We start from the raw sequence: 20,124 nt of genomic DNA, 5'->3' as shown, positions 1-20,124 counted from the left end.
GGATTACGGCCTGACATAAAACGGAACGTTGGCCGTGGCCCAGTTACCAGCTCCATCGTAGGCGTACACAAACAGCCGGTACGGACCTTCTTCGGTGGGTGCCTGGAACGACACCTGCCTGGTTACTGCGCCCGTCATGATGCCCGGAACGGTGGGGGGGCGCGGCTCGCCGTTGCCGCCGTAGGGGAAGCGGGTGCCCTCGCGCAACACCTCCCATCGGTACTGAACTGGTTCGCCGTCCGGGTCTCTCACCCACGCCTGGGCTTCATACGACCTGCCTGGTTGCAGATACACGCCGTCATGAGCCGTTTGCCGACCAATTCGGATCGAATCCAGCCGGGGCGTCCGGTTCGGGGGCCAGGTTCCGGTCCATTCGTAGTGCATCACGTCCACCGCTTCAGTTTCGCGGCCTTCGCGGTCGAACATGCCAAACCAGGTGTGGGTACGTTCCTGATGCTGCCGCCACAAAAACACGTAAGAACCCAGACACCGGTCTTTGTCGGTCAGGATGGCACGCTCGTAGCGTTCCCGGTACTTATCGGCCTTTTGGCTGCTGGTTTCCTCGATGGGCGCTTTCCACGGTGTTTTGGGCACCTGCCAGAAACCCGTTGGACCCCATTCCGTGACGACGTAGGGTTTTTGCCACCCGTACTGCCGCAGCCACCCGGGAATCTTGTCCAGATCGCCGTACTCATTGATGCCCAACAGGTCTAAATCCGGGCACTTCGTTTGCAGGTCGGTAATTTTCTCTCTATTAATCGAGCCGACGACCGTCATAACGGGATGGTTGGGGTCGATCTGGTGAATCGCCTTCGTGAGGGCATCGACGGCATCCCAGACTTTTAGGTTGTATTTGTCTTTGACATTAGCCTGAATGAAGTCCAGTTCATTCCCCAGTGCCCACATCAATACCGCTGGGTGATCTTTGGTTTGCCGGACGATGGCCAGCACCTGCTCGTGCTGTCGGCGGACGGCTTCCGCATCGTCGTAGTTCATGCCGTCGCGCTCGGCCCGCACGGGCAGGCCCACCAGCGCCGTTAACCCTAAGGCGTGGGCTTTGTCTAACCCCTGACGGTCGCTGTCCGTCCGAATGGAGTTACCACCGTATTGGCGGAGCCGGTCTAAGTAATCACGGCCGCCCGCTCCTTTAATGAAGTACGGCCCGTTGTCGACTAGCAGCCGAAACGTGCCCGCCCGGTTATCAATTTGAACATGGATTGGTTGCGTTTTCTGGGCCAGGGTCGGGGCCATTCCCAGCAGGTAAACGACAAAGCAGAGAGCAATTTTCATGGGCATAAGCAAGGAAGTGTATTAGTAAACATTACCAATCCTGCCGACCGAGGTAAAATTGGCACCACATGTGAGCAAATCAACTCATGGCTCAACAAGTACGGGGGCTTGCTGGTCCGATGGAAAAAGAAAGTGGCTAACGACAAAGCCCTGTCGTTTTTGGCGCATGCTCAGGTAGTTTGGCGCCGGTCAATCAGTTTCGGATGTGCTATATATACCCCAACAGGTAGCAATTTGTTGAATTCGCCAACAGTAACAAACCAGTAGTTAAAAGAAACCCGAATGGATGCAGGAAATGCATTGTGCTAAAAAATGTAGAAAAAGTACTTAATTTCGTAGATTGGAAAAAGATTATTTGTGCTGTCTATGCGAAAAAAGGCTGACATATTGCCCGTTGACGAAGGGTTACTGTGGAAGCAGTTTCATCAGGGTGATGAACAAGCCTTTGCCACAATAATGGACAGGCATTTCAGGCCGTTGTATAGTTATGGCACCAAGTTGACCTATGATAAAGAGTTGGTTAGAGATTGTATCCAGGACGTATTCCTGGAAATCTGGCGTCGTCGGGGAACCTTACCCGTTCTGGACTCACCCCGCTTCTATTTATTACGGTCTCTACAACGTCGTATTCTACAGGAGGTTACCCGTAACCGGGCTTCAGGCTATACAGACCATTCGGAGATTGACGAAGACTTCCTGGTCGAGCTTGCGGTAGACACTGCACTTGAAGCCGCTGAAGATCAGCAACAAAACGCCCTTCGGTTAACCCAACTTATTAATACCCTGCCCAGGCGGCAGAAGCAGGTCATATATCTTCGTTTTTTTCAGGAGCTTGATTACGACCAAATCGCTGAACTTATGGCTATGAACCGCCAATCGGTTTATAATCTCCTGCGCGAATCCATACAACGATTACGCAAGCTCTGGCCTAAAGCCATTTTATGTTTCCTCCTGCTGCTTTTTTACTGATCCAACTGGCTGGTACGACCCGCCATAAAAAAAATTGACATTTTCCAGTAGTTCTATCCGTTCCGTCTTTCTTCCCTATTGACAGGCCAACGCAATTGAACTTTACTGTGAAAAACTATAACCCATACCAATTTGAGGATCTGATTCTGGATGAGTCCTTTACGGCCTGGGTAAAGCACCCGACACCGGAACTGGATGCCTACTGGCATAACTGGTTAACCGAAAATCCGGGCCAGGCAGGGGTGATGGAAGAAGCCCGCTATTTCCTGCTACAGGTAGCGGTGCGGGAAGAAAAGCCAACCGATGAGTTTGTTGCCGCTACTATACAACAAACGATTGAGCGAGCTTCGGCTGAGCGTACACCGTTTCGAGTTAGCTACGGTCGGAACTGGATTAGCACTACCAGGCGAGTGGCCGCTTCTTTACTCCTCATTATTGGCCTAAGTTGGGCGGTCTGGCACTATTCGTCCTGGTTCAACCCCCAGGGCAGTTCAATTGGGGCCATAGCTCCGGGAAAGCAGGTAACCGATGTAATGAATCGGTCTACTCGTCCGATGGATATCGTCCTGCCAGATGGTAGCCGCGTATCGTTGGCCGTGGGCAGCCATTTGGTGTATCCGACACGGTTTGAGTCGACCCGCGATGTGAAGTTAACGGGCGAAGCATTCTTCGATGTGAAGCGGCAACCGGACCATCCGTTTATGGTGCATACGACCAGTATTACCGTTCGCGTGCTCGGCACGAGCTTCTTGGTTAGGGCCTTTGCTAATGACGCCCAGGCTAAGGTAGTCGTCAAAACGGGGCGCGTCGCGGTCATGAAAACGGGATCGTCATCCGCTTCTACGCTCCCATCTGTGCTGCTCACGCCCAATCAACAGGTGATATTCTCACCCGAAAATGAGGTGTTCCGAAAGTCGCTGGCTGATGCCCCCGTGCTGGTGAATACGCAGGTTAAAGAAGCCGACTTTACGTATACCGAATCACCGGTTCAGCACGTATTCGATGCGCTCGAAAAAGCGTATGGAATCGATATCGTCTACGACGCAGAAACCCTGAAGAATTGTTCGTTGACAGCCCGCCTGACGGATGAGTCGATGTATGAAAAGCTCAATTTAGTTTGTCAGGCAATCGACGCGACTCATGAAATGGTCGGTACGCAGATCATTATTCACGCCAAAGGTTGCCAGCCAGAGCATTAACTAACCCTGAAATCCAACGCTCATCCCACTGCCTATGATTCACCACGCGTAGCATTGTTACAAAAAAAAGTCGGCAGTGATTCCAGCACTGCCGACCCGAATTCCCTCGCTGAAAGCACCAGTTATTTACTGGCTGGGGGACGTTTTTGCCAAAAATTCAAAAACAATCAAAGGTATGAAAAACCCTTATACCAATCAATTTTTCCGGAAACTCATGAAAATCTCGGCGGTACAATTGTGTTGTGCCTTGCTCTTCACCGGAATGGCCTGGGCTCATGACACCCGAGCCCAGGAACTGCTAACGCGTCGGGTAACGCTCGACCTGAAAGAGCAATCGATTAAACGAATTCTGGCAACGCTTGAAAAAGCTGCCGATGTTCGGTTTCTCTATAGTCCCGAGCAAATTCAGGCCAGTCGCAGGGCAACAGTCAACGCCCAGAATGAAACGCTGGATGATGTGCTGGCTCGACTGCTGAACCCCTTACAGATTAGTTATAAAGTGGCAGGCCAGCAAATTGTGTTGAACCGGGTTACCCCGGTCGAGTCGGGAGTTCTGACGCCTGCGTTGACACCGTTCGCGTATCCGGTAGCTCAGACCATCATTGACCGGACCATTACGGGTATGGTCAAGTCGGGGGAAAACGGGCAAGGGATACCTGGGGCAAACGTGCAGATAAAGGGGACAACCCGGGGTACGTCTACGGATGCCAATGGCCGATTTAGCCTGAGTGTACCAGATGAGAATGTTTCGCTCGTGATCAGTTCGATTGGCTTCCTCACCCAGGAGATCAGCCTTGGGTCACGTAGTACCGTAGAGCTGACGCTGACCACCGATACGAGAGCCTTGAACGAGGTACTTGTCGTTGGCTATGGTGTACAGCAAAAACGGGACGTGACGGGTGCCATTAGCCAGGTCAAAGCCGAAGATATTAAGAACCTGCCCCTGACGGGGCTTGATCAGGCCCTTCAAGGCCGGGCGGCTGGCGTGCAGGTGACCCAGAATTCGGGCGAACCCGGTGGGAGCGTGTCGGTTCGGATTCGGGGGGTCGGTTCGTTCGGCAACAACGAGCCGTTGTATGTTATCGACGGATTCCCGACTCAATCGGGCCTGAACGCCATCAACCCCAACGACATCGAATCCATTGAAATCCTCAAAGATGCCTCGGCTGCCATTTATGGCTCGCGGGCTTCGAATGGGGTGGTTATTGTGACCACCAAACGGGGTAAAGCCGGCAAACTCCGTGTGGAGGTAGATGCGTATATGGGGGTGCAGAGTCCATCCCGGAAAATAGATGTCCTCAATGGTCCCGAATTCGCCACACTGGCCAACGAAGCCTATAAAAATTCTAAATTAGTACCTAACCCCGTCTGGGCCAACACCGCATCGCAGCCTTCCTACGATTGGCAGGATGCTATTTTTCAGAATTCGCCCGTCTATAACCTCAACCTAAGCCTGTCGGGCGGTACCGAAAAATCGCGCACGGCTGTCACAGGGAGTTATTTTCGGCAGGATGGGTTAATCGTGGGATCGTTCTATGACCGCTTTACATTCCGGGCCAACAACGACTTCGACGTATCGAAACGGCTTAGGTTCGGTTCCAGCCTGACCATTTCCAAAGACAAAAAGATGTCGGCTTCCACGGACGACTTTAGCTTTGGTATGCTTCAGAACGCCTATCAGATGCACCCGCTACAGCCTATCTATGCCGAGCAGGAAGGTAGTATCAGCCCAACACTCTTTGGCTACCAGGGGTACGCACACTATCCACTGACTACGCCCGGACAGTATTATCCCCGCCAGATGACCAACCCCTTGTGGCGGGCTAAGGAAACAAACCTTACCACAGGTAGTGAGTTGCGAATGTTGGGTACGTTTTATGGCGAACTCGAACTGATTGAGGGGTTACGGGTGCGAAGCAGCATCGGTATCGACTTAACGGGGGGTAAAAGCTCCTTCTTTAATCCGTCTGGACCGGGTAATTTCTTCGGCAGCAGTACCCGCACCGATGGCCGGGAGGGCCGTTCGGAAGCTACCAGTTGGAACTGGATCAATACCCTCGCTTACAGCCGCACCTTCAATAAGCGGCACGCGGTGTCAGCCCTGGTAGGAATTGATGCGCTCCGCAGTGACTTCTCATTTCTCAGCGGAGTCGGTAATACGTATCCCAATAATGACATTCGGGCGCTCAGTGCGGCTTCCGCTGCCTCCCGCGTGGCATCCGGGTCGCTGGGTACGTTCTCGCTTTTGTCTTACATCGGCCGGGTCACTTACGCATTTGACGACAAGTACCTGCTGGCTTTTAACATCCGCCGGGATGGTTCCTCCCGATTCGGCCCCAGGAACCGCTACGGCACGTTCCCGTCGGCTTCGGTTGGCTGGCGTATTTCCCAGGAACCGTTCATGAAAAACGTGGCTGCGGTATCGGACCTGAAACTCCGGGCCAGCTATGGGCAGGTAGGTAACCAGAACATTGGGGACTTCCGCTACCTGAGTACGCTGAGTACCCAGGATGTTGAGTATAGCCTGGGTACAGGCGGGCAGGCGGCTGCTCCAGCTATTGTGGTTAGTAATCTGGGCAACCCGGACATCAAGTGGGAAACGACGACCCAGACCGACCTGGGGCTGGATGCTACATTTTTACAGGGGAAAGTGAGCCTGACGGCTGATTACTTTCTGCGTAAAACCACCGACATGCTCGTTAACGTGCCGGTGCCCATCACGCTGGGAGCACCGGGAAACGTCATTACCCGTAACGCGGGTTCAATGGAAAATTCAGGTATCGAACTGGCCCTGGGCTACCGCAAAACGACCGGCCTCTGGAAGTGGAGTGCTGACGTAAACTTCTCGACGCTGCAAAATAAAGTAACTTCCCTGGGCGGGGGGGCACCCATCAACCAAACGGATGGACTCAATGCGGGGGGTAACAACGCAGGCACCCGTACCGAAGAGGGCCAGTCTATTGCCTACTTCTGGGGCCTGCAGACAGCCGGTATTTTCCAAAATGAAGCCGAAGTAGCAGCCAGCGTTCAAAAAGGAACGGCGGCTCCGGGCGACCGCCGGTTCGCAGATGTGAATAATGATGGTAAATTAGACGCTAAAGACCGGATAAACCTGGGCAATGGTTTACCGAACTATCTGGTCGGTGGGCAAGTGAAAGTAGCCTATGGGAGCTTCGATTTCAGTGCCCTTTTTCAGGGTCAGTTGGGTAAGAAAATTGCCAACGCTACCCGTCGTCAGCTCTATGACATCCGCAATTTCAACGGCGCGGGTGTTCAGAACGTCTCGAAGGATTTACTGGGCCGCTGGACCGGGCCGGGCACCAGCACCGAGATCCCGAAGGTGTCCTACGACCCAACGTCGACGAACAACAACCTGTTCTCATCGTATTATATCGAAAACGGAGACTTCTTACGTTGCCGCAACATTCAACTGGGGTACACCCTGCCGGGCACGCTGGCAAAACGAATCGGTAGTGAGCGGGTGCGTGTGTACGTGAGCGCTCAGAACCTGTTCACGCTGACTACCTACTCCGGCTATGACCCGGAAATCGGTAGCCTGAATCAAAATGTGCTCACAACTGGCTTCGACGTGGGCAAATATCCTGTAGCCCGCGTTTTTATGGTGGGGCTAAACCTTCAATTCTGACCGTTCACGTACCCTATAACACGTACACAAATGAAACTAAAACTAATCATGGCCTTAACCGTGTCGGCCTTGTTGCTGACCGTCTGGGCCTGCAAAGACTCATTCCTCGATTCGTCTCCACAGGGGCAGATTGTTGATTCGAACTACTGGAAATCGGAGGCTGAATTTCAGTCAGGCATCAATGCCGCTTATTTTGCTATGCAGTGGGACGCTTCGGGCGATTCCTGGCAGGCCCTGGCGGGGATGCCTACGGGCGATGTTCGACCCAACGAAGACGCCGATTATTTTAATTTAGAAAAACTCCAGTTTCTTTCTACCAACCGGTATCTTAATGCCGAGTGGACCACCCTTTATCTGGCGGTGAATCGAGCCAACCTGGTGCTCTCTAAACTGGAAACAGTTTCTGGCTTAACGCCGGAGGTGAAGAACCGCCTGACGGGCGAAGCCAAATTTATCCGGGGCTTCGGGTATTACATGCTGGCGCGTGCCTGGGGCGATGTTCCCCTTATTCTGACAGAACAAAATGCGTCTTCGCCTACCGACGTGCCTCGTACACCCGTGGCGCAGGTGTTTGATCAGGTAAGTAAAGACCTGACCGATGCGGCTTCGCTGCTGCCCGCCAAATGGGATGCCGCCAATGTGGGGCGCGCGACGAAAGGGTCTGCTCTGGGTTATCTGGCCGAGACCGCCCTATACCAGAAAAAGTGGTCGGAAGCTGCTAAAGCGGCTGAATCGTTGTTTGCCATCGGCTCCTACGCGTTAGTGAAGGACTACCGAAAGGTATTTGCGCTGGAAAATGAGAACAACGAAGAATCCGTTTTTGAAGTCCAGTACCGCGATTCACAATTGGGCTGGGGACCCAGCCGCAACGGCCATTATTTTCCGACTAAGCAGGCTCCGAGAGGCATTGGGGAAAAGTACGTACCTTTTGGGGGTTGGGGCGTTCAGTATCCGAGCAAGCAGGTCATCGCTGCCTTTGAGAAGGGCGATCTTCGTCGTAAAGCCATTATTCTGGCGCCCGGCGAGGAGTATTATGGGTTCACTATGGCTGATTCCCTGACCCCCAGTGGCCATGCGTTTACCAAATATTGGGTGGGGCCTTACAAAAACGACCACAGTCCGCTGAACCTCCCCCAACTCCGTTTTTCCGAAGTGTTGTTGAGCTATGCAGAATCACTGACTGAGTTAGGGCGAATTCCGGACGCGTACATCCAGTTGAATAAAGTGCGTGCACGCGCCGGGCTGGCAGCCATTACTCCTGCCACGAAGGAGAAAGCGATGGATGATATTTTCCATGAACGTCGGGTAGAAACCGTAGCTGAGTTCAATCACTGGTATCATCTGACCCGAACCGGGCGGGCGGCTGCTTTTGTCAGGAAAGAATACAACCGCGATTTGCCCGCTCACCAAAATCTGTTTCCCCTGCCGCAATCGGAGTTGGATGCCAACAAAGCACTGAAGCAGAATCCAGGTTATTAACGAATCTAAAATGATGCGCTGTGGCCGAAGTTAACAACGGAATCGGTTGTCTGCTTCGGCCACTTTTTTAATTCCTTTATGGTGGTCAAGGCTATTTTAGGCTGCATTTGTAGTGCGGTGCTGCTGCTGACGTGTCGCTCCGGTGAGGTATCCAATTCGCTGTTCGCCGATTTACCCGCTTCTCAAACCGGTATCCGGTTCGAAAATCGGTTGCAGCCGGTATCGACCAACAACATCCTTGAGTACGATTACTTCTACATGGGCGGGGGCGTGGCGGCCGCCGACTTCGACAACGATGGCCTGACAGACCTGTACTTTTCGGGCAATCAGGTATCGGGTAAAATGTACCGCAACCGGGGAAACTTCACCTTCGACGATATCACCGAAGCAGCAGGCCTAACCACAAAAGACTGGTGCGCCGGTGTCGCCGTGGCCGACGTCAATGCCGACGGATGGCAGGATATTTACGTCTGTCATGCCGGACTTGACAACACCCCGAATCAACTCTTTATAAACGGGGGAAAACAACCCGATGGGTCTGTTCGCTTTTCAGAAAAGGCGCATACTTATGGCGTTGACTTCAAAGGGTTTACAACGCAGGCCGCTTTTCTGGATTATGATAAGGACGGCGATCTGGATTTGTTTCTGCTGACCCACTATCACGAAAAAGTAAACCCGAATTTTCCCAAGGTCAAAGTTACGGACGGTTCCTCGCCAAGCAGTGACAAGCTTTACCGTAATGAGGGAAATGGACGTTTTTCGGACGTGTCTATCCCGGCCGGGGTGACGACCGAAGGGTTTGGCTTAGGCGTAGCTATGGGTGATATAAATCAGGACGGCTGGCCGGATATGTACGTAGCCAATGACTTCGCCTACGACGATAATCTGTATATCAATCAGCAGGGCAAATTTACCGAAAGTGCCCACCGCTTCCTGCGTCATACGGCTCGCTTCTCGATGGGCTGCGACGTAGCCGACTTCAATAACGATTCGTACCCCGATATTCTGACGGTGGACATGATGCCCGATGACAACAGGCGGCAAAAGCTGATGGGAGCGGGTACAAGCAATGATCTATTCAACCTGTCGCTCCGGCAGGGGTATCTGCCTCAGTATTCCCGTAACATGCTGCAACTCAACAACGGCGACGGTAGTTTCAGCGAAATCGGACAACTGGCTGGCATTCATAAAACCGACTGGAGTTGGTCGGCCCTGTTCGCCGACCTCGATAACGACGGCTGGAAGGATATTTTTATTACCAACGGTATTCCCCGGGATGTTACCGACAACGACTTCACGGCCTTCCGGGACGCCGAATCTCAGATGACCGATGGCCGTTATGAAGTGGTGCGCGAGCGGCTTCTCAAACGGGTTGAGGAACTGGAACCTGTTGACAAACCTGATTTTGCCTTCCAGAATAATGGAGGCAGGCAACCGGGTGATCTGACCTTTACCGACCAGAGCCGGGCCTGGGGGCTGGACAAACGGGGTTTCTCGAATGGGGCGGTGTACGCCGATCTGGACAACGATGGCGATTTGGACCTGGTAACCAACAACCTCAATGCCCCAGCCTCGGTATTCCGTAATCGGAGTGAACAGTACAACAAAAACCATTACCTGCGGGTAAAGCTGACGGGTCGGGTGTCGACAGGAACGAAAGTGAGAGTGGTTACGGGTAAACTCGAACAGTTCGCCGAGTATACGCCTTACCGGGGTTTTCAGTCGAGCCAGGAACCCAACCTCCACTTTGGTCTGGGGCAGGCGGTTCGGGTAGATACAGTGGAGGTAATCTGGCCTGACGGAAAGCGGCAGGTGCTGACGGATCTCCCGGCCAACCACACCTTAACCCTGGTGTATCAGCAGGCCAGGGGTATAACAGCAGATTTTAGTTTTGGTCGATTGGCCCGTGCGAACCAGCCGGTTCCGTTTCAAACGCTGGCGGTTCAGTCGGGCTTGTCGTTCGTCCATAGCGAAAATGACTATGAAGATTTCAATAACGAGCCTTTGTTACCCCACCGATTCTCGCATGGAGGCCCCTATCTGGCAACCGGCGATTTGAACGGCGATGGCCGTCAGGACATTTGGGCCGGTGGCCCCGCCCGGACGGCGGGCAGCTTATTTTTTCAGCAGGCGAATGGCCAGTTCACACAACGTCTGATGCCTGATCCGGGCTTCGAAGACCAGGGGGGCGTACTGTTCGATGCGGATGGCGATAAGGATCTGGACCTGTTTGTGGTCAGTGGTGGTAATGAGTACAATCCCCTGACGGCCGCTTACCAGGATCGGCTGTACATCAATGATGGAAAGGGCAATCTGAGTCGGCGTAAAGAAAGCGTACCCGTAGAATACGCCAGCGGCAGTTGCGCCCGGGCGGCCGACTTTGACCGGGATGGCGATGTAGACCTATTTGTGGGTGGTCGGGTTTTGCCGAACGGCTATCCGCAGGCTCCGGAGAGTTTTCTGCTTCGTAATAATGGACAAGGCACATTTACCAATACGACCCAGACCGTAACGCCGGAGCTTTCCTATGTGGGAATGGTTACCGATGGGATCTGGACAGATATTGACAAAGACACCTGGCCTGATCTGGTCGTAGTCGGCGAGTTTATGCCCATCACCGTGTTCAAAAACGAAAAGGGTCAGTTAAAACGCTGGTATCAATCAGCGGATAGCGGGTGGTGGAACTGCGTGGCTGCAGGTGATTTCGATGGGGATGGGGATGCCGATTTTGTAGTGGGCAACGGGGGGCTAAACAACAAATTCCAGCCCAGTGCAGAGCAGCCCGTATCGGTGTATGCAGTGCCCTACGGTACTGGCGTACAGCCTGTTGTAAGCTACTACCTAAACGGGCAGGAAGTAACTCTGGGGGGACGCGATCAGTTGGTAGGCCGTCTGCCTGCGTTGAAGAAAAAGGTTTTGACGTATCACCAGTTTGCCCAGGCCGGGATTATCGATCTATTTATGGATGACGAACTGAAAACATCGCTAAAGGCCACCTCATTCGCGTCTGTCTATCTGGAAAACAAAGGGGTCTCGGCTGACGGCACATTACAATTGGTGCCCCGCCCGTTGCCAATGATGGCCCAACTGGCACCCTTAACCAATTTTAGCGTGGAAGATGTGAACAGAGATGGTCATTTGGATGTGCTGGCCATTGGCAACCAGTTCTCCCCCGATTTTATAACAGGTCGATACGATGCCTCCTGCGGGTTGTTACTGTTGGGCAACGGGCGGGGCCAATTCCGGCCGTTAACACCTAACCAGAGTGGTGTTCATTTGTCCGGTGACATGAAATCATTGGTGAAACTTCAGGTGAATGGGCAGCCTCGCTGGCTGGTGGGCACCAATTCCGCACCGATTCAGGCATTAACTCCCAATCCGCTCCTTCGCAGGAATGCTACAAGTCTCCGTAATTAATCTTTTTACCTGTGGAGGACAGTGGTAACCAAATAGTAAAGGCTTCGAGTAGTGTACTGCGGGCACGTTGAGCCACATTGCCCCGACAATTAGTGGTGTGGCGGATGAGCAAATATCAATACCTTCTGCCTGGAAATATCACTAATAATTTATAAAAAATCTGAGATTACACATAGGGTAACTTCACTATATCCTGTCTATCGAGATACAGCACACAAGTTCAGCAGCCTGCCGCAATGCCCGAACCGAATCACAACCTCAATCACACTGACTCCACTACACCTTACCTGCAACGGGAAGATGGCGCGGTGATGAACAGTGAGTACCTGATAAGGCAGGCGTTTGCTTTGGATGTCCGCCGGGGATACGAGTTTTTATTCCGGCGATACTATAAAGTCTTGTGCAATCAGGCGGTCCGGTTTACCTATGCCCGCGATGTTGCGGAAGATATTGTTGCCGATGTGTTTATGGGGTTCTGGAAAAATAAAGTCCATGAACACATCACCACGTCCTACCGGGCGTATCTGTACCGGGCGGTGCGTAACCGGGTGTTCAATCACCTTCAGCACGAGTTTAGCCGGGATAATCAGTTAGGCAAACCCATCGATCTGGATTCGGTCACAGACGTGCTTTCCGAAGACCCTCAGAGCATAATGCAATGCACCGAGCTGTATCAACGCCTTGAAACCGAGATCAAGCTGCTGCCGCCCCAGTGTCAGCGCGTGTTTGTGCTTAGTCGGTTCGAGGGCAAAAAACAGCGGGAAATCGCGGAGGAGCTACAAATTTCGCTCAAGGCTGTCGAAGCGCATATACAGCGGGCATTGCTCCAGTTAAGAAAAGTGATCCATGTTGGGATGCTTGTCTGGATAACGGGCTGGCTATCGAAGTAGGGTAAGACAACGACCTGCTGTCTACTCCATATAAACGCATTGACTGAAATGAATACAATCGTCCATAAACAACTGCTTTTTGTACACTTTTCCGGGCAGGCTACGCCCCTGCAGCAGCGCCTGATTGAAGAATGGTTGAAAGAGCCTGTCAATCAGGAGAACTATTACGAATGCCTGGAGGAGTGGGACCGGCTGAATCTGCAATATCATCCCGATGAAGATGGCGTGTTGGAGAAGCTACAGCAGCAGATTCAGGTATACGAACAGCCCGCCAGCACAGCCAAAAAGAAGGTGTCTCTGTTTCCAATTCACTGGGTAGCCGCAGCGTCAGTGGTTTTGGTCAGTTTGCTGGCAACGGGCTATCTGTTCAGAAAACCGGTATTGACTCAAACGATTGAAACGGCTTATGGAGAGGTTCGTAAAGAGACCCTGCCCGATGGCAGTGTGGTTACCCTGAATGCCCATTCGCAACTGCGCTTTCCCCGATTCGGCTTTGGCGAATCGTCCAGAGACGTTTTTCTGACCGGAGAGGCTACGTTCTCGGTGCGCCATCTGCCGACTCATCAGCCGTTTATAGTGCATACCGACAGGCAGTTTGATGTGACTGTGCTCGGCACTGAATTTACAGTCTATGCCCGCAATCGGGATGCTCAGGTTGTCCTCCATCAGGGGAAAGTACAGATTGATTACCAGGGAATCAGCAAACCCGAACGGTTGACTATGCTGCCTGGCGATATGGTAAAGCTTTACCTGAACAGGCGGGTTCAGCTTAACCATTCCAAACGCACAGACCAACACAAAGCCTGGCAATACCACCAGTTTGTGTTCGACCAAACATCGCTGCTTGACATTGCGCGGCTGCTGGAAGAGAATTATGGTCTCCATGTCACCATCCGCGACGAAACGCTGGCCTCGCGGACTATCTCAGGAACGTTCAAAGCGACCACTGCCGGGGAGTTGCTTCAGGTGGTGACGGAACTGCTGGAGGTGAATTACAACCGCCAGAACGACCAGGTAATACTCTTTGACTAAATCTACCCTCTTCCTATGAAACAAACACTACCCCACTTCGGGCTATGCGCCTGGCTGGTAGGTGCCCTGCTGATTAGTCCGCAGCCTGTCTGGAGTCAAGCCCTGGCGATGGCCAGCCAACTGGGGCAAAGCGAACCAACGGACCGCCCTCCGGTAGCCCTCCGCAAACTAAAAGCGGTGCTGAATGAGCTAAAAACCCGGTACCAGGTCGAGATTCTGTTTGAAGATAAGGTAATCGAGGGGTACACGTTACCCGCCAATACCCTGCCGACAACCGGGACGTTTGAAACCTTGCTGGAGCGGGCTTTACAGCCTTTTAACCTGCGTTACAAGCGGGTGAAAGAAGGAACGTACCTGATTTTAGCCCGTAAAGTCGACCGAAAAACAGCCAGCCTGAGCCTCAACAGCCGATTTCCTGATGTGCTGGTTCCGGCCTCCAATTCAGCGACAACATTGACCCCGTCTGCCGCTATGGACGCAGCTACGCAACTGGCCGTTGAGCCGGAAAAGCCGCAGGAAATTCCCGTTCGGGGCCGGATAACGGACCGTGAAAAAGGAGAAGCCCTGCCCGGCGTGAGTGTGGCGGTGAAAGGCCAGAACCGGGGCACGTCGACCAACGCCAACGGCGATTTTCAGCTAAATGTACCCGACGGCAACAGCGTGCTGGTATTCAGCTACATCGGCTACGAACGCCAGGAAGTACGGGTGGGGTCTCAGGGAATCATAAACCTGGCCCTGAAACCCGCTGACGCAACGCTGAACGAAGTAGTGGTCGTTGGGTACGGCACCCAGAAAAAACGCGACATTACCGGAGCGGTGGGCAGCGTATCGGCCCAGGAAATCCAGGCGGTGCCGGTGATGGGGGCCGACCAGGCTTTACAGGGCCGGGTAGCCGGTGTGCAGGTAATCCAGTCGAACGGGGCACCGGGTGGCGCAGTACAGGTTCGTATCCGGGGCGTAAACTCGACGGCGGGAAATGGGGCCAACCAGCCGCTGTATGTAGTGGATGGAATTCCGCTCATCTGGGATGAAGCCAACAACAGCCTGGGCATTGGCAATACGGGTACGGGCGGAGCCATATCGAATGCCTCCAGCCCACTGGCCAGCATCAATCCCAACGATATTGAGAGCATGGAAGTGCTGAAGGATGCCTCGGCAACGGCTATTTACGGCTCGCGGGCGGCAAATGGTGTCGTCCTGATTACTACCAAATCTGGGAAAGTCGGCAAAACGGTCATCAGTTTCGATGCCTATTACGGCGTGCAAACGCTTCGGAAGAAAATACCGGTCATGAACGGCCGCGACCGGGCGGCACTGGTGTTCGAGTGGCGCCGAAACGCGGGTACACGCGGGGGCGAAGGAACCGACGTATTTACCGTTAACCCATTCCTGCTCTACGACGGTACCGACTGGCAGGATGCGCTGTTTCGTCAGGCTCCGATGCAGAACTATAACCTCTCAGCCTCGGGGGGGAACGAGCGGGTGCAGTTTGCCGTCAGTGCCGATTACTTCAATCAGCAGGGAATCATACTGAATACCTATTCCAAACGCTATTCGACCCGCCTGAACCTCGACGTAAAAGCTACCGACCGGCTCAAATTCGGCACCCGAACGGCCTTGAACTTCCAGACAGGCAACAGCATCGATGCCGATGAGTTTTTCCAGGGTCAGCTCTACGCCCTGACTACGGCGTCGCCTTTAGGCCTGGTCTATGATTCCAACGGGCAGTTTGCCGGGCGTCCCAACAATGTCATCAGCGGGGGCCTGCACGGCGACGGGGGTGGCAACGTCGTGGCCAACGTACTGCAGCGCAAACGGAACACGGACCGCTACCGGATTACGTCGAACCTGTATGGCGAATACCAGATTACCAAAGACCTGCGGTTCCGGTCCGTATTTGGGGTCGACTATCTGTTTAACGAACTGACCAGTTTCGTTCCGGTATGGCAGAGGGGTGTCGATGCCAACACCGTACAGACTGTTAGCATTGGTCAGCCCAAAACCCTGAACTGGCTGGCCGACCAGCTACTTACCTACGACCGTTCGTTTGGGCGGCATAGCCTTAACGTTGTTGCCGGGTTCTCGGCGCAGCAGTTTGTGCAGAAAACGATGGGAGCCAGTGGGCAGGGGTCGCCCAGTGCCGCACTCGACCAGTTGAGCAACCAGCCTACGCCAACGGGTGCTTCCGGTAGCCAGACAACCTCCGCGTTAGTGTCGCAGTTTGTGCGGGCCAATTATGCCTACGCAGACCGGTATCTGGTTACGGGGACAATTCGACGGGACGGGTCTTCGCGCTTCGGGGCCAACAACCAGTACGGTATTTTCCCCTCCTTCTCCCTGGGCTGGCGCGTATCCGAAGAAGCCTTTCTCAAACAAAGCCGGTTAATCTCTGACCTGAAACTGCGGGGTAGTTATGGCATTACGGGGAACCAGAATATCGGCGACTTTTTGTTTTCAGCCCTGGCCGGGGGAGCCAATACGGTCTGGGGCAACACGATTGTGACGGGCGTAGCGCCCACCCGGTTTGAAAACCCCGACATCCGTTGGGAACGCAACAAGCAGTTCGACATCGGCCTTGACCTGAGCCTGTTGCAGGGACGCATCAACGTTACCGCCGATTACTACGATAAACTTACCGACGGCCTGCTGGGTGGCGCCCCGTTGTCGGTCATCTCGGGGGTGGGGAACGCCTACACGACCAACATCGGTAAAATCAGCAACCGGGGCTTCGAGTTCGCGCTGAACACCACCCCCATCAACCGGGGCAGTTTCCGATGGAACGTGGATGTCAATATCTCGACCAACAAAAACGAAGTGGTGAGTTTAGGAACGTTGCCCTTCATTACGGGAGTGAACATAAACCGGGCGGGGGCGTACATCAACCGCACCGAAGTGGGCCATCCCATTGGGGGCTTCTATGTGCTGAAGGAAGAAGGGCAGTATCAGACGTGGGAGCAGGCTGCCACTGCACCCGCCTACAAAATCGGCAACCAGCCTTATTTTGCCCCCGGCGATTTTATCCCCGTCGACCTGAACGGCGATAAGGTTATCGACGATGCCGACCGGGTGTGGTACGGCTCGCCGTTCCCCGATTTCTTTGGTGGCCTTAATAACACATTCAGCTATAAAGGACTGTCGCTTAACGTGTTCAGTAATTTCCAACACGGTAATTTAGTCTGGAATCAGCCTCGTCTGACGTCTGAAACGTTCGAGGGGAACGTATGGCGGTCAACCTACGAAAACCGCTGGCTGCCGTCTAATCCGGGGGTGCAAACCACCGTGCCGGTGCCGCGCAACAACAACCCGCTGCTGCCCTCCAACCGCTTCCTCGACGATGGTTCTTTTTTACGCATACGAACCATTACGCTTGGGTATGAACTGCCCAAACCGGTACTGGCAAAAGCAAAAATGACCAGAGCCAGAGTGTACGTGCAGGGCAACAACCTGCTGACCTTCACGAAGTATCCGGGCTGGGACCCTGAGGTAAACAGCTTCGGCTCCAGCGTAACAACCAATGGGGTCGATGCCGGTGCGTACCCCATTGCCAAATCAATCATTTTAGGGTTGAACCTCAGCTTCTAACCGTCCTGACCTGTCTGATTATGAAACGATTCATACGACTCCTGCTTCTGCCCGCCCTGCTGCACCTGACGACAGGCTGCGATAAACTGCTGTCGCCCGACCCCGTGGGCGTGCAGACCGTCGATGTCACCTTCACCGATTTTGCCGGAACCGTCTCGGCTGTCAATGGCATTTACAACCTGCTGACGGGCGCGGACCTGTATCGGGGCAACAACAATTTGCTGTACATCGACTATGCCAGCGACGACGTGATAAGCACCAGTAAATCAGCTTCCACGGCGTATAATACACTCGATTACTTTGAGCTCCCCGCCGATAACGCGGTTACGTTTGGCCTCTGGAATGACCTTTACCGGCTCATCTACCGCGCCAATGTCGTTACCAACCGCGTACCGGGGCTTACCTTCCCGATTTCCCAGGCCCGCAACCCGTCGGGTGGCCTATACACCGAACAGTTTGTGGGGGAAGCCAAATTTCTGCGGGCCTTTGCTTACTTCAACTTAGTGCGGCTGTTTGGCGATGTACCCCTACGAACCACCGAAATCAAAAGTCCTACTGAAGTAAACATTGCCCGGTCGTCGGCGGCTCAGGTCTACGCCCAGATTATCGACGATTTGAAAGACGCGGCCACCAAGCTGCCATCTGTGTACTCGGGCAGTGGGGCGGGCAACGAAAAAGGGCGTCCTACGCGCTGGGCGGCACAAACCATGCTGGCCGATGTCTATCTGACGCAGAAAAACTACGCCGAAGCCAAAACGACAGCGGCTCAGGTGATTACCCAAAGTGGCCTGAGTCTGAACGCGAAGTACGCCGACAACTTTGCCGCTAAAGGGGGAGCCGAAAACGGCCCTGAATCGCTTTTTGAGATCCAGTTCGCTAACAATGGGCAGACGTCAGGTACGGCCCCGTTTGGCAATAGTTTCAGTTACATTATGGGGCCTGTAACTGATTCTAACGGAGGTGCCGTCAATCTGGGTTTATACCGCCCGACGGACAATGACGATGTGACGAACGAACCGGGGTTCCGGGGTGGATTGGTTCAGGAGTACGAAACGGGTGATTTGCGCCGGGACGTGAACTTTACCCAGGGGCGTAACGGTGCGGGCCAACAGAACTGGCTTACGGGCAAACACTATGTGCCTGGCAGCGGGGCCACAGGGCAGCAGAATTTCCCGGTCTACCGCCTGGCCGAGGTTCTGTTGATTTACGCCGAAGCCACCAACGAAACGGGTACGCTCGATACGCAGGGTCTGGAGTATGTGAACCGGCTGCGTCGGCGGGCCTTTGGATTACCCCTGACCACGCCCTCTACGCCCCGCGACCTGACCAGCGGACTAACGCAGGCCCAGTACCGTGACCTGATTCGCTCAGAACGGCGTAAAGAACTGGCACTGGAAAACCACCGCTGGTTCGATTTGCTGCGCTACGGCTTCGACTACGCCAACACCGTGCTGAAAGTAAATCAGAAACGCGACGCATTCACCAAAGACAAACTGCTGTTTCCGGTTGCTAAAATCGAACTGACCAACAACCCGCTCCTGACTCAGAATCCCGGCTACTAAACCAACTCATACCTATGAAACTATACAAATTATGTCTGCTGCCTGCCCTTGCACTGGCGGGCCTGAGCCTGATCTCCTGCGAGGAGAATGAACCGATGGGCGTATTGGGCGAGGAAAAAGACAAAGCCAAGATCATCTTTGTCAATGCGACGCCTAACTCGGCAACCCAGCCCGCAGCGGCCCAGCGGGAAATCGCCATTTTTCCGTTTTATAACAACGTCCAGTTCAATACATTTCCAATCAAGTTTCCCTGGAGCAACGGCTACAAAGCCTTTGCGCCGGGTACCATGACCATGCGCTTCGATACGGCCCAGTCGCAGTCGAACAACCCGCCGGGTGGGGCCGCCAAAGTGGGCGAACTGACCTTCCAGACCCAGGCGGATAACTATTATTCGGTGTATTCCGTCGGAACTGCTCAAAAAACGGAGTTCCTGCTACTCAATGATGACCTCGCCCTACCCACACCGGGCAAAGCCAAAGTTCGTATCATGAATTACTCGCCCGATTCGGGACCACTCGACCTATACATCACAGCCGGGTCCCCATCGGGACCAATCACACTGGCTACAAGCATAGCCTACAAGGGGGTAAAAGAGTTTTTCGAGATTGACCCCGGCATCTATACCATTGAGTTTCGGGTGGCTGGCGCGTCTACTGTCGTAAAAAACAAGACGAACGTGATTATCGACAAAAATAGCTGTTACAGCATCTGGGCGAGGGGTTTTCGCACGGTGCCATCGCCGGGAAATACCTTCGGTGGCTACGCCTTCGACATCAGCTACCACGCCAATCGTTGGAGTAATCCGCTTTGACGTTACAATAGGTTGGAAATAGACAGAAGGCAACCGATTGGTTGCCTTCTGTCTACATTGAGGAGATACCCTTTCCATACGATATGAACGTGTCAACGTATTCTTTTTTGGCTTTTTGCCGGAAAATAGGGCGTGTTGACAGTTAGGTAAAGTTAGCCAAGCGTTTCATCTTTGCACCATGCGCGCCGTTATGAAATTACCGACCAGCAGTGGGAACGAATCGCCCATCTACTCCCAGGCCGAGTG

General features: G+C 53.7%; 11 protein-coding genes. 10 read left to right on the top strand and 1 reads right to left on the bottom strand.

Annotation, left to right across the window (positions count from 1 at the left end):
- Nucleotides 1-3: 3 nt before the first annotated feature.
- Complete coding sequence (locus ACYVI1_RS23350) at nucleotides 4-1,290, bottom strand: glycoside hydrolase family 2 TIM barrel-domain containing protein (protein WP_460913263.1); 1,287 nt, start codon at nucleotides 1,288-1,290, stop codon at nucleotides 4-6.
- Nucleotides 1,291-1,656: 366 nt separating this feature from the next.
- Here ACYVI1_RS23350 and ACYVI1_RS23345 point away from each other — a divergent pair, with 366 nt between their 5' ends.
- The 10 genes from ACYVI1_RS23345 (at nucleotide 1,657) to ACYVI1_RS23300 (ending at nucleotide 19,878) form a co-directional block, all read left to right on the top strand.
- Nucleotides 1,657-2,259 carry an RNA polymerase sigma factor gene (locus ACYVI1_RS23345; RefSeq protein WP_460913262.1) on the top strand — a complete coding sequence of 201 codons (603 nt, stop codon included), beginning with the start codon at nucleotides 1,657-1,659 and terminating at the stop codon, nucleotides 2,257-2,259.
- Nucleotides 2,260-2,366: 107 nt separating this feature from the next.
- The gene (locus ACYVI1_RS23340; RefSeq protein WP_460913261.1) at nucleotides 2,367-3,458 is read left to right on the top strand and encodes a FecR family protein; all 1,092 of its coding nucleotides are present in this window, start codon (nucleotides 2,367-2,369) and stop codon (nucleotides 3,456-3,458) included.
- A 175-nt stretch (nucleotides 3,459-3,633) separates the two neighbouring features.
- Entirely contained in the window at nucleotides 3,634-7,104 is a 3,471-nt protein-coding gene (locus ACYVI1_RS23335; protein WP_460913260.1) for a TonB-dependent receptor, read from the top strand.
- Nucleotides 7,105-7,134: 30 nt separating this feature from the next.
- Complete coding sequence (locus tag ACYVI1_RS23330) at nucleotides 7,135-8,583, top strand: RagB/SusD family nutrient uptake outer membrane protein (RefSeq protein ID WP_460913259.1); 1,449 nt, start codon at nucleotides 7,135-7,137, stop codon at nucleotides 8,581-8,583.
- A 78-nt stretch (nucleotides 8,584-8,661) separates the two neighbouring features.
- Entirely contained in the window at nucleotides 8,662-12,000 is a 3,339-nt protein-coding gene (locus ACYVI1_RS23325) for a VCBS repeat-containing protein (RefSeq protein ID WP_460913258.1), read from the top strand.
- Nucleotides 12,001-12,236: 236 nt separating this feature from the next.
- Complete coding sequence (locus ACYVI1_RS23320) at nucleotides 12,237-12,890, top strand: RNA polymerase sigma-70 factor (protein WP_460913257.1); 654 nt, start codon at nucleotides 12,237-12,239, stop codon at nucleotides 12,888-12,890.
- A 48-nt stretch (nucleotides 12,891-12,938) separates the two neighbouring features.
- Nucleotides 12,939-13,922, top strand: a complete 984-nt coding sequence (locus tag ACYVI1_RS23315) for a FecR family protein (protein WP_460913256.1) — start codon at nucleotides 12,939-12,941, stop codon at nucleotides 13,920-13,922.
- A 15-nt stretch (nucleotides 13,923-13,937) separates the two neighbouring features.
- Nucleotides 13,938-17,504, top strand: coding sequence for a SusC/RagA family TonB-linked outer membrane protein (locus ACYVI1_RS23310; RefSeq protein WP_460913255.1), 3,567 nt, complete (start codon nucleotides 13,938-13,940; stop codon nucleotides 17,502-17,504).
- 20 nt (nucleotides 17,505-17,524) lie between these two features.
- Nucleotides 17,525-19,066 (top strand): RagB/SusD family nutrient uptake outer membrane protein, encoded by a 1,542-nt coding sequence (locus ACYVI1_RS23305; RefSeq protein ID WP_460913254.1) that lies wholly within the window; start codon nucleotides 17,525-17,527, stop codon nucleotides 19,064-19,066.
- Between the two features lie 14 nt (nucleotides 19,067-19,080).
- Entirely contained in the window at nucleotides 19,081-19,878 is a 798-nt protein-coding gene (locus tag ACYVI1_RS23300; protein WP_460913253.1) for a DUF4397 domain-containing protein, read from the top strand.
- Nucleotides 19,879-20,124 lie beyond the last annotated feature (246 nt).

The organism is Spirosoma areae (genome assembly GCF_054781775.1).
This window is presented reverse-complemented; position numbering and strand designations above follow the sequence as displayed.

Excerpts from the sequence above, each read along its gene's own strand:
- ACYVI1_RS23310 (WP_460913255.1), top strand. The coding sequence starts at position 13,938 with ATGAAACAAACACTACCCCACTTCGGGCTATGCGCCTGGCTGGTAGGT.
- ACYVI1_RS23305 (WP_460913254.1), top strand. The coding sequence starts at position 17,525 with ATGAAACGATTCATACGACTCCTGCTTCTGCCCGCCCTGCTGCACCTG.
- ACYVI1_RS23335 (WP_460913260.1), top strand. The coding sequence starts at position 3,634 with ATGAAAAACCCTTATACCAATCAATTTTTCCGGAAACTCATGAAAATC.
- ACYVI1_RS23330 (WP_460913259.1), top strand. The coding sequence starts at position 7,135 with ATGAAACTAAAACTAATCATGGCCTTAACCGTGTCGGCCTTGTTGCTG.
- ACYVI1_RS23300 (WP_460913253.1), top strand. The coding sequence starts at position 19,081 with ATGAAACTATACAAATTATGTCTGCTGCCTGCCCTTGCACTGGCGGGC.
- ACYVI1_RS23350 (WP_460913263.1), bottom strand. The coding sequence starts at position 1,290 with ATGAAAATTGCTCTCTGCTTTGTCGTTTACCTGCTGGGAATGGCCCCG.
- ACYVI1_RS23345 (WP_460913262.1), top strand. The coding sequence starts at position 1,657 with ATGCGAAAAAAGGCTGACATATTGCCCGTTGACGAAGGGTTACTGTGG.
- ACYVI1_RS23315 (WP_460913256.1), top strand. The coding sequence starts at position 12,939 with ATGAATACAATCGTCCATAAACAACTGCTTTTTGTACACTTTTCCGGG.
- ACYVI1_RS23325 (WP_460913258.1), top strand. The coding sequence starts at position 8,662 with ATGGTGGTCAAGGCTATTTTAGGCTGCATTTGTAGTGCGGTGCTGCTG.
- ACYVI1_RS23320 (WP_460913257.1), top strand. The coding sequence starts at position 12,237 with ATGCCCGAACCGAATCACAACCTCAATCACACTGACTCCACTACACCT.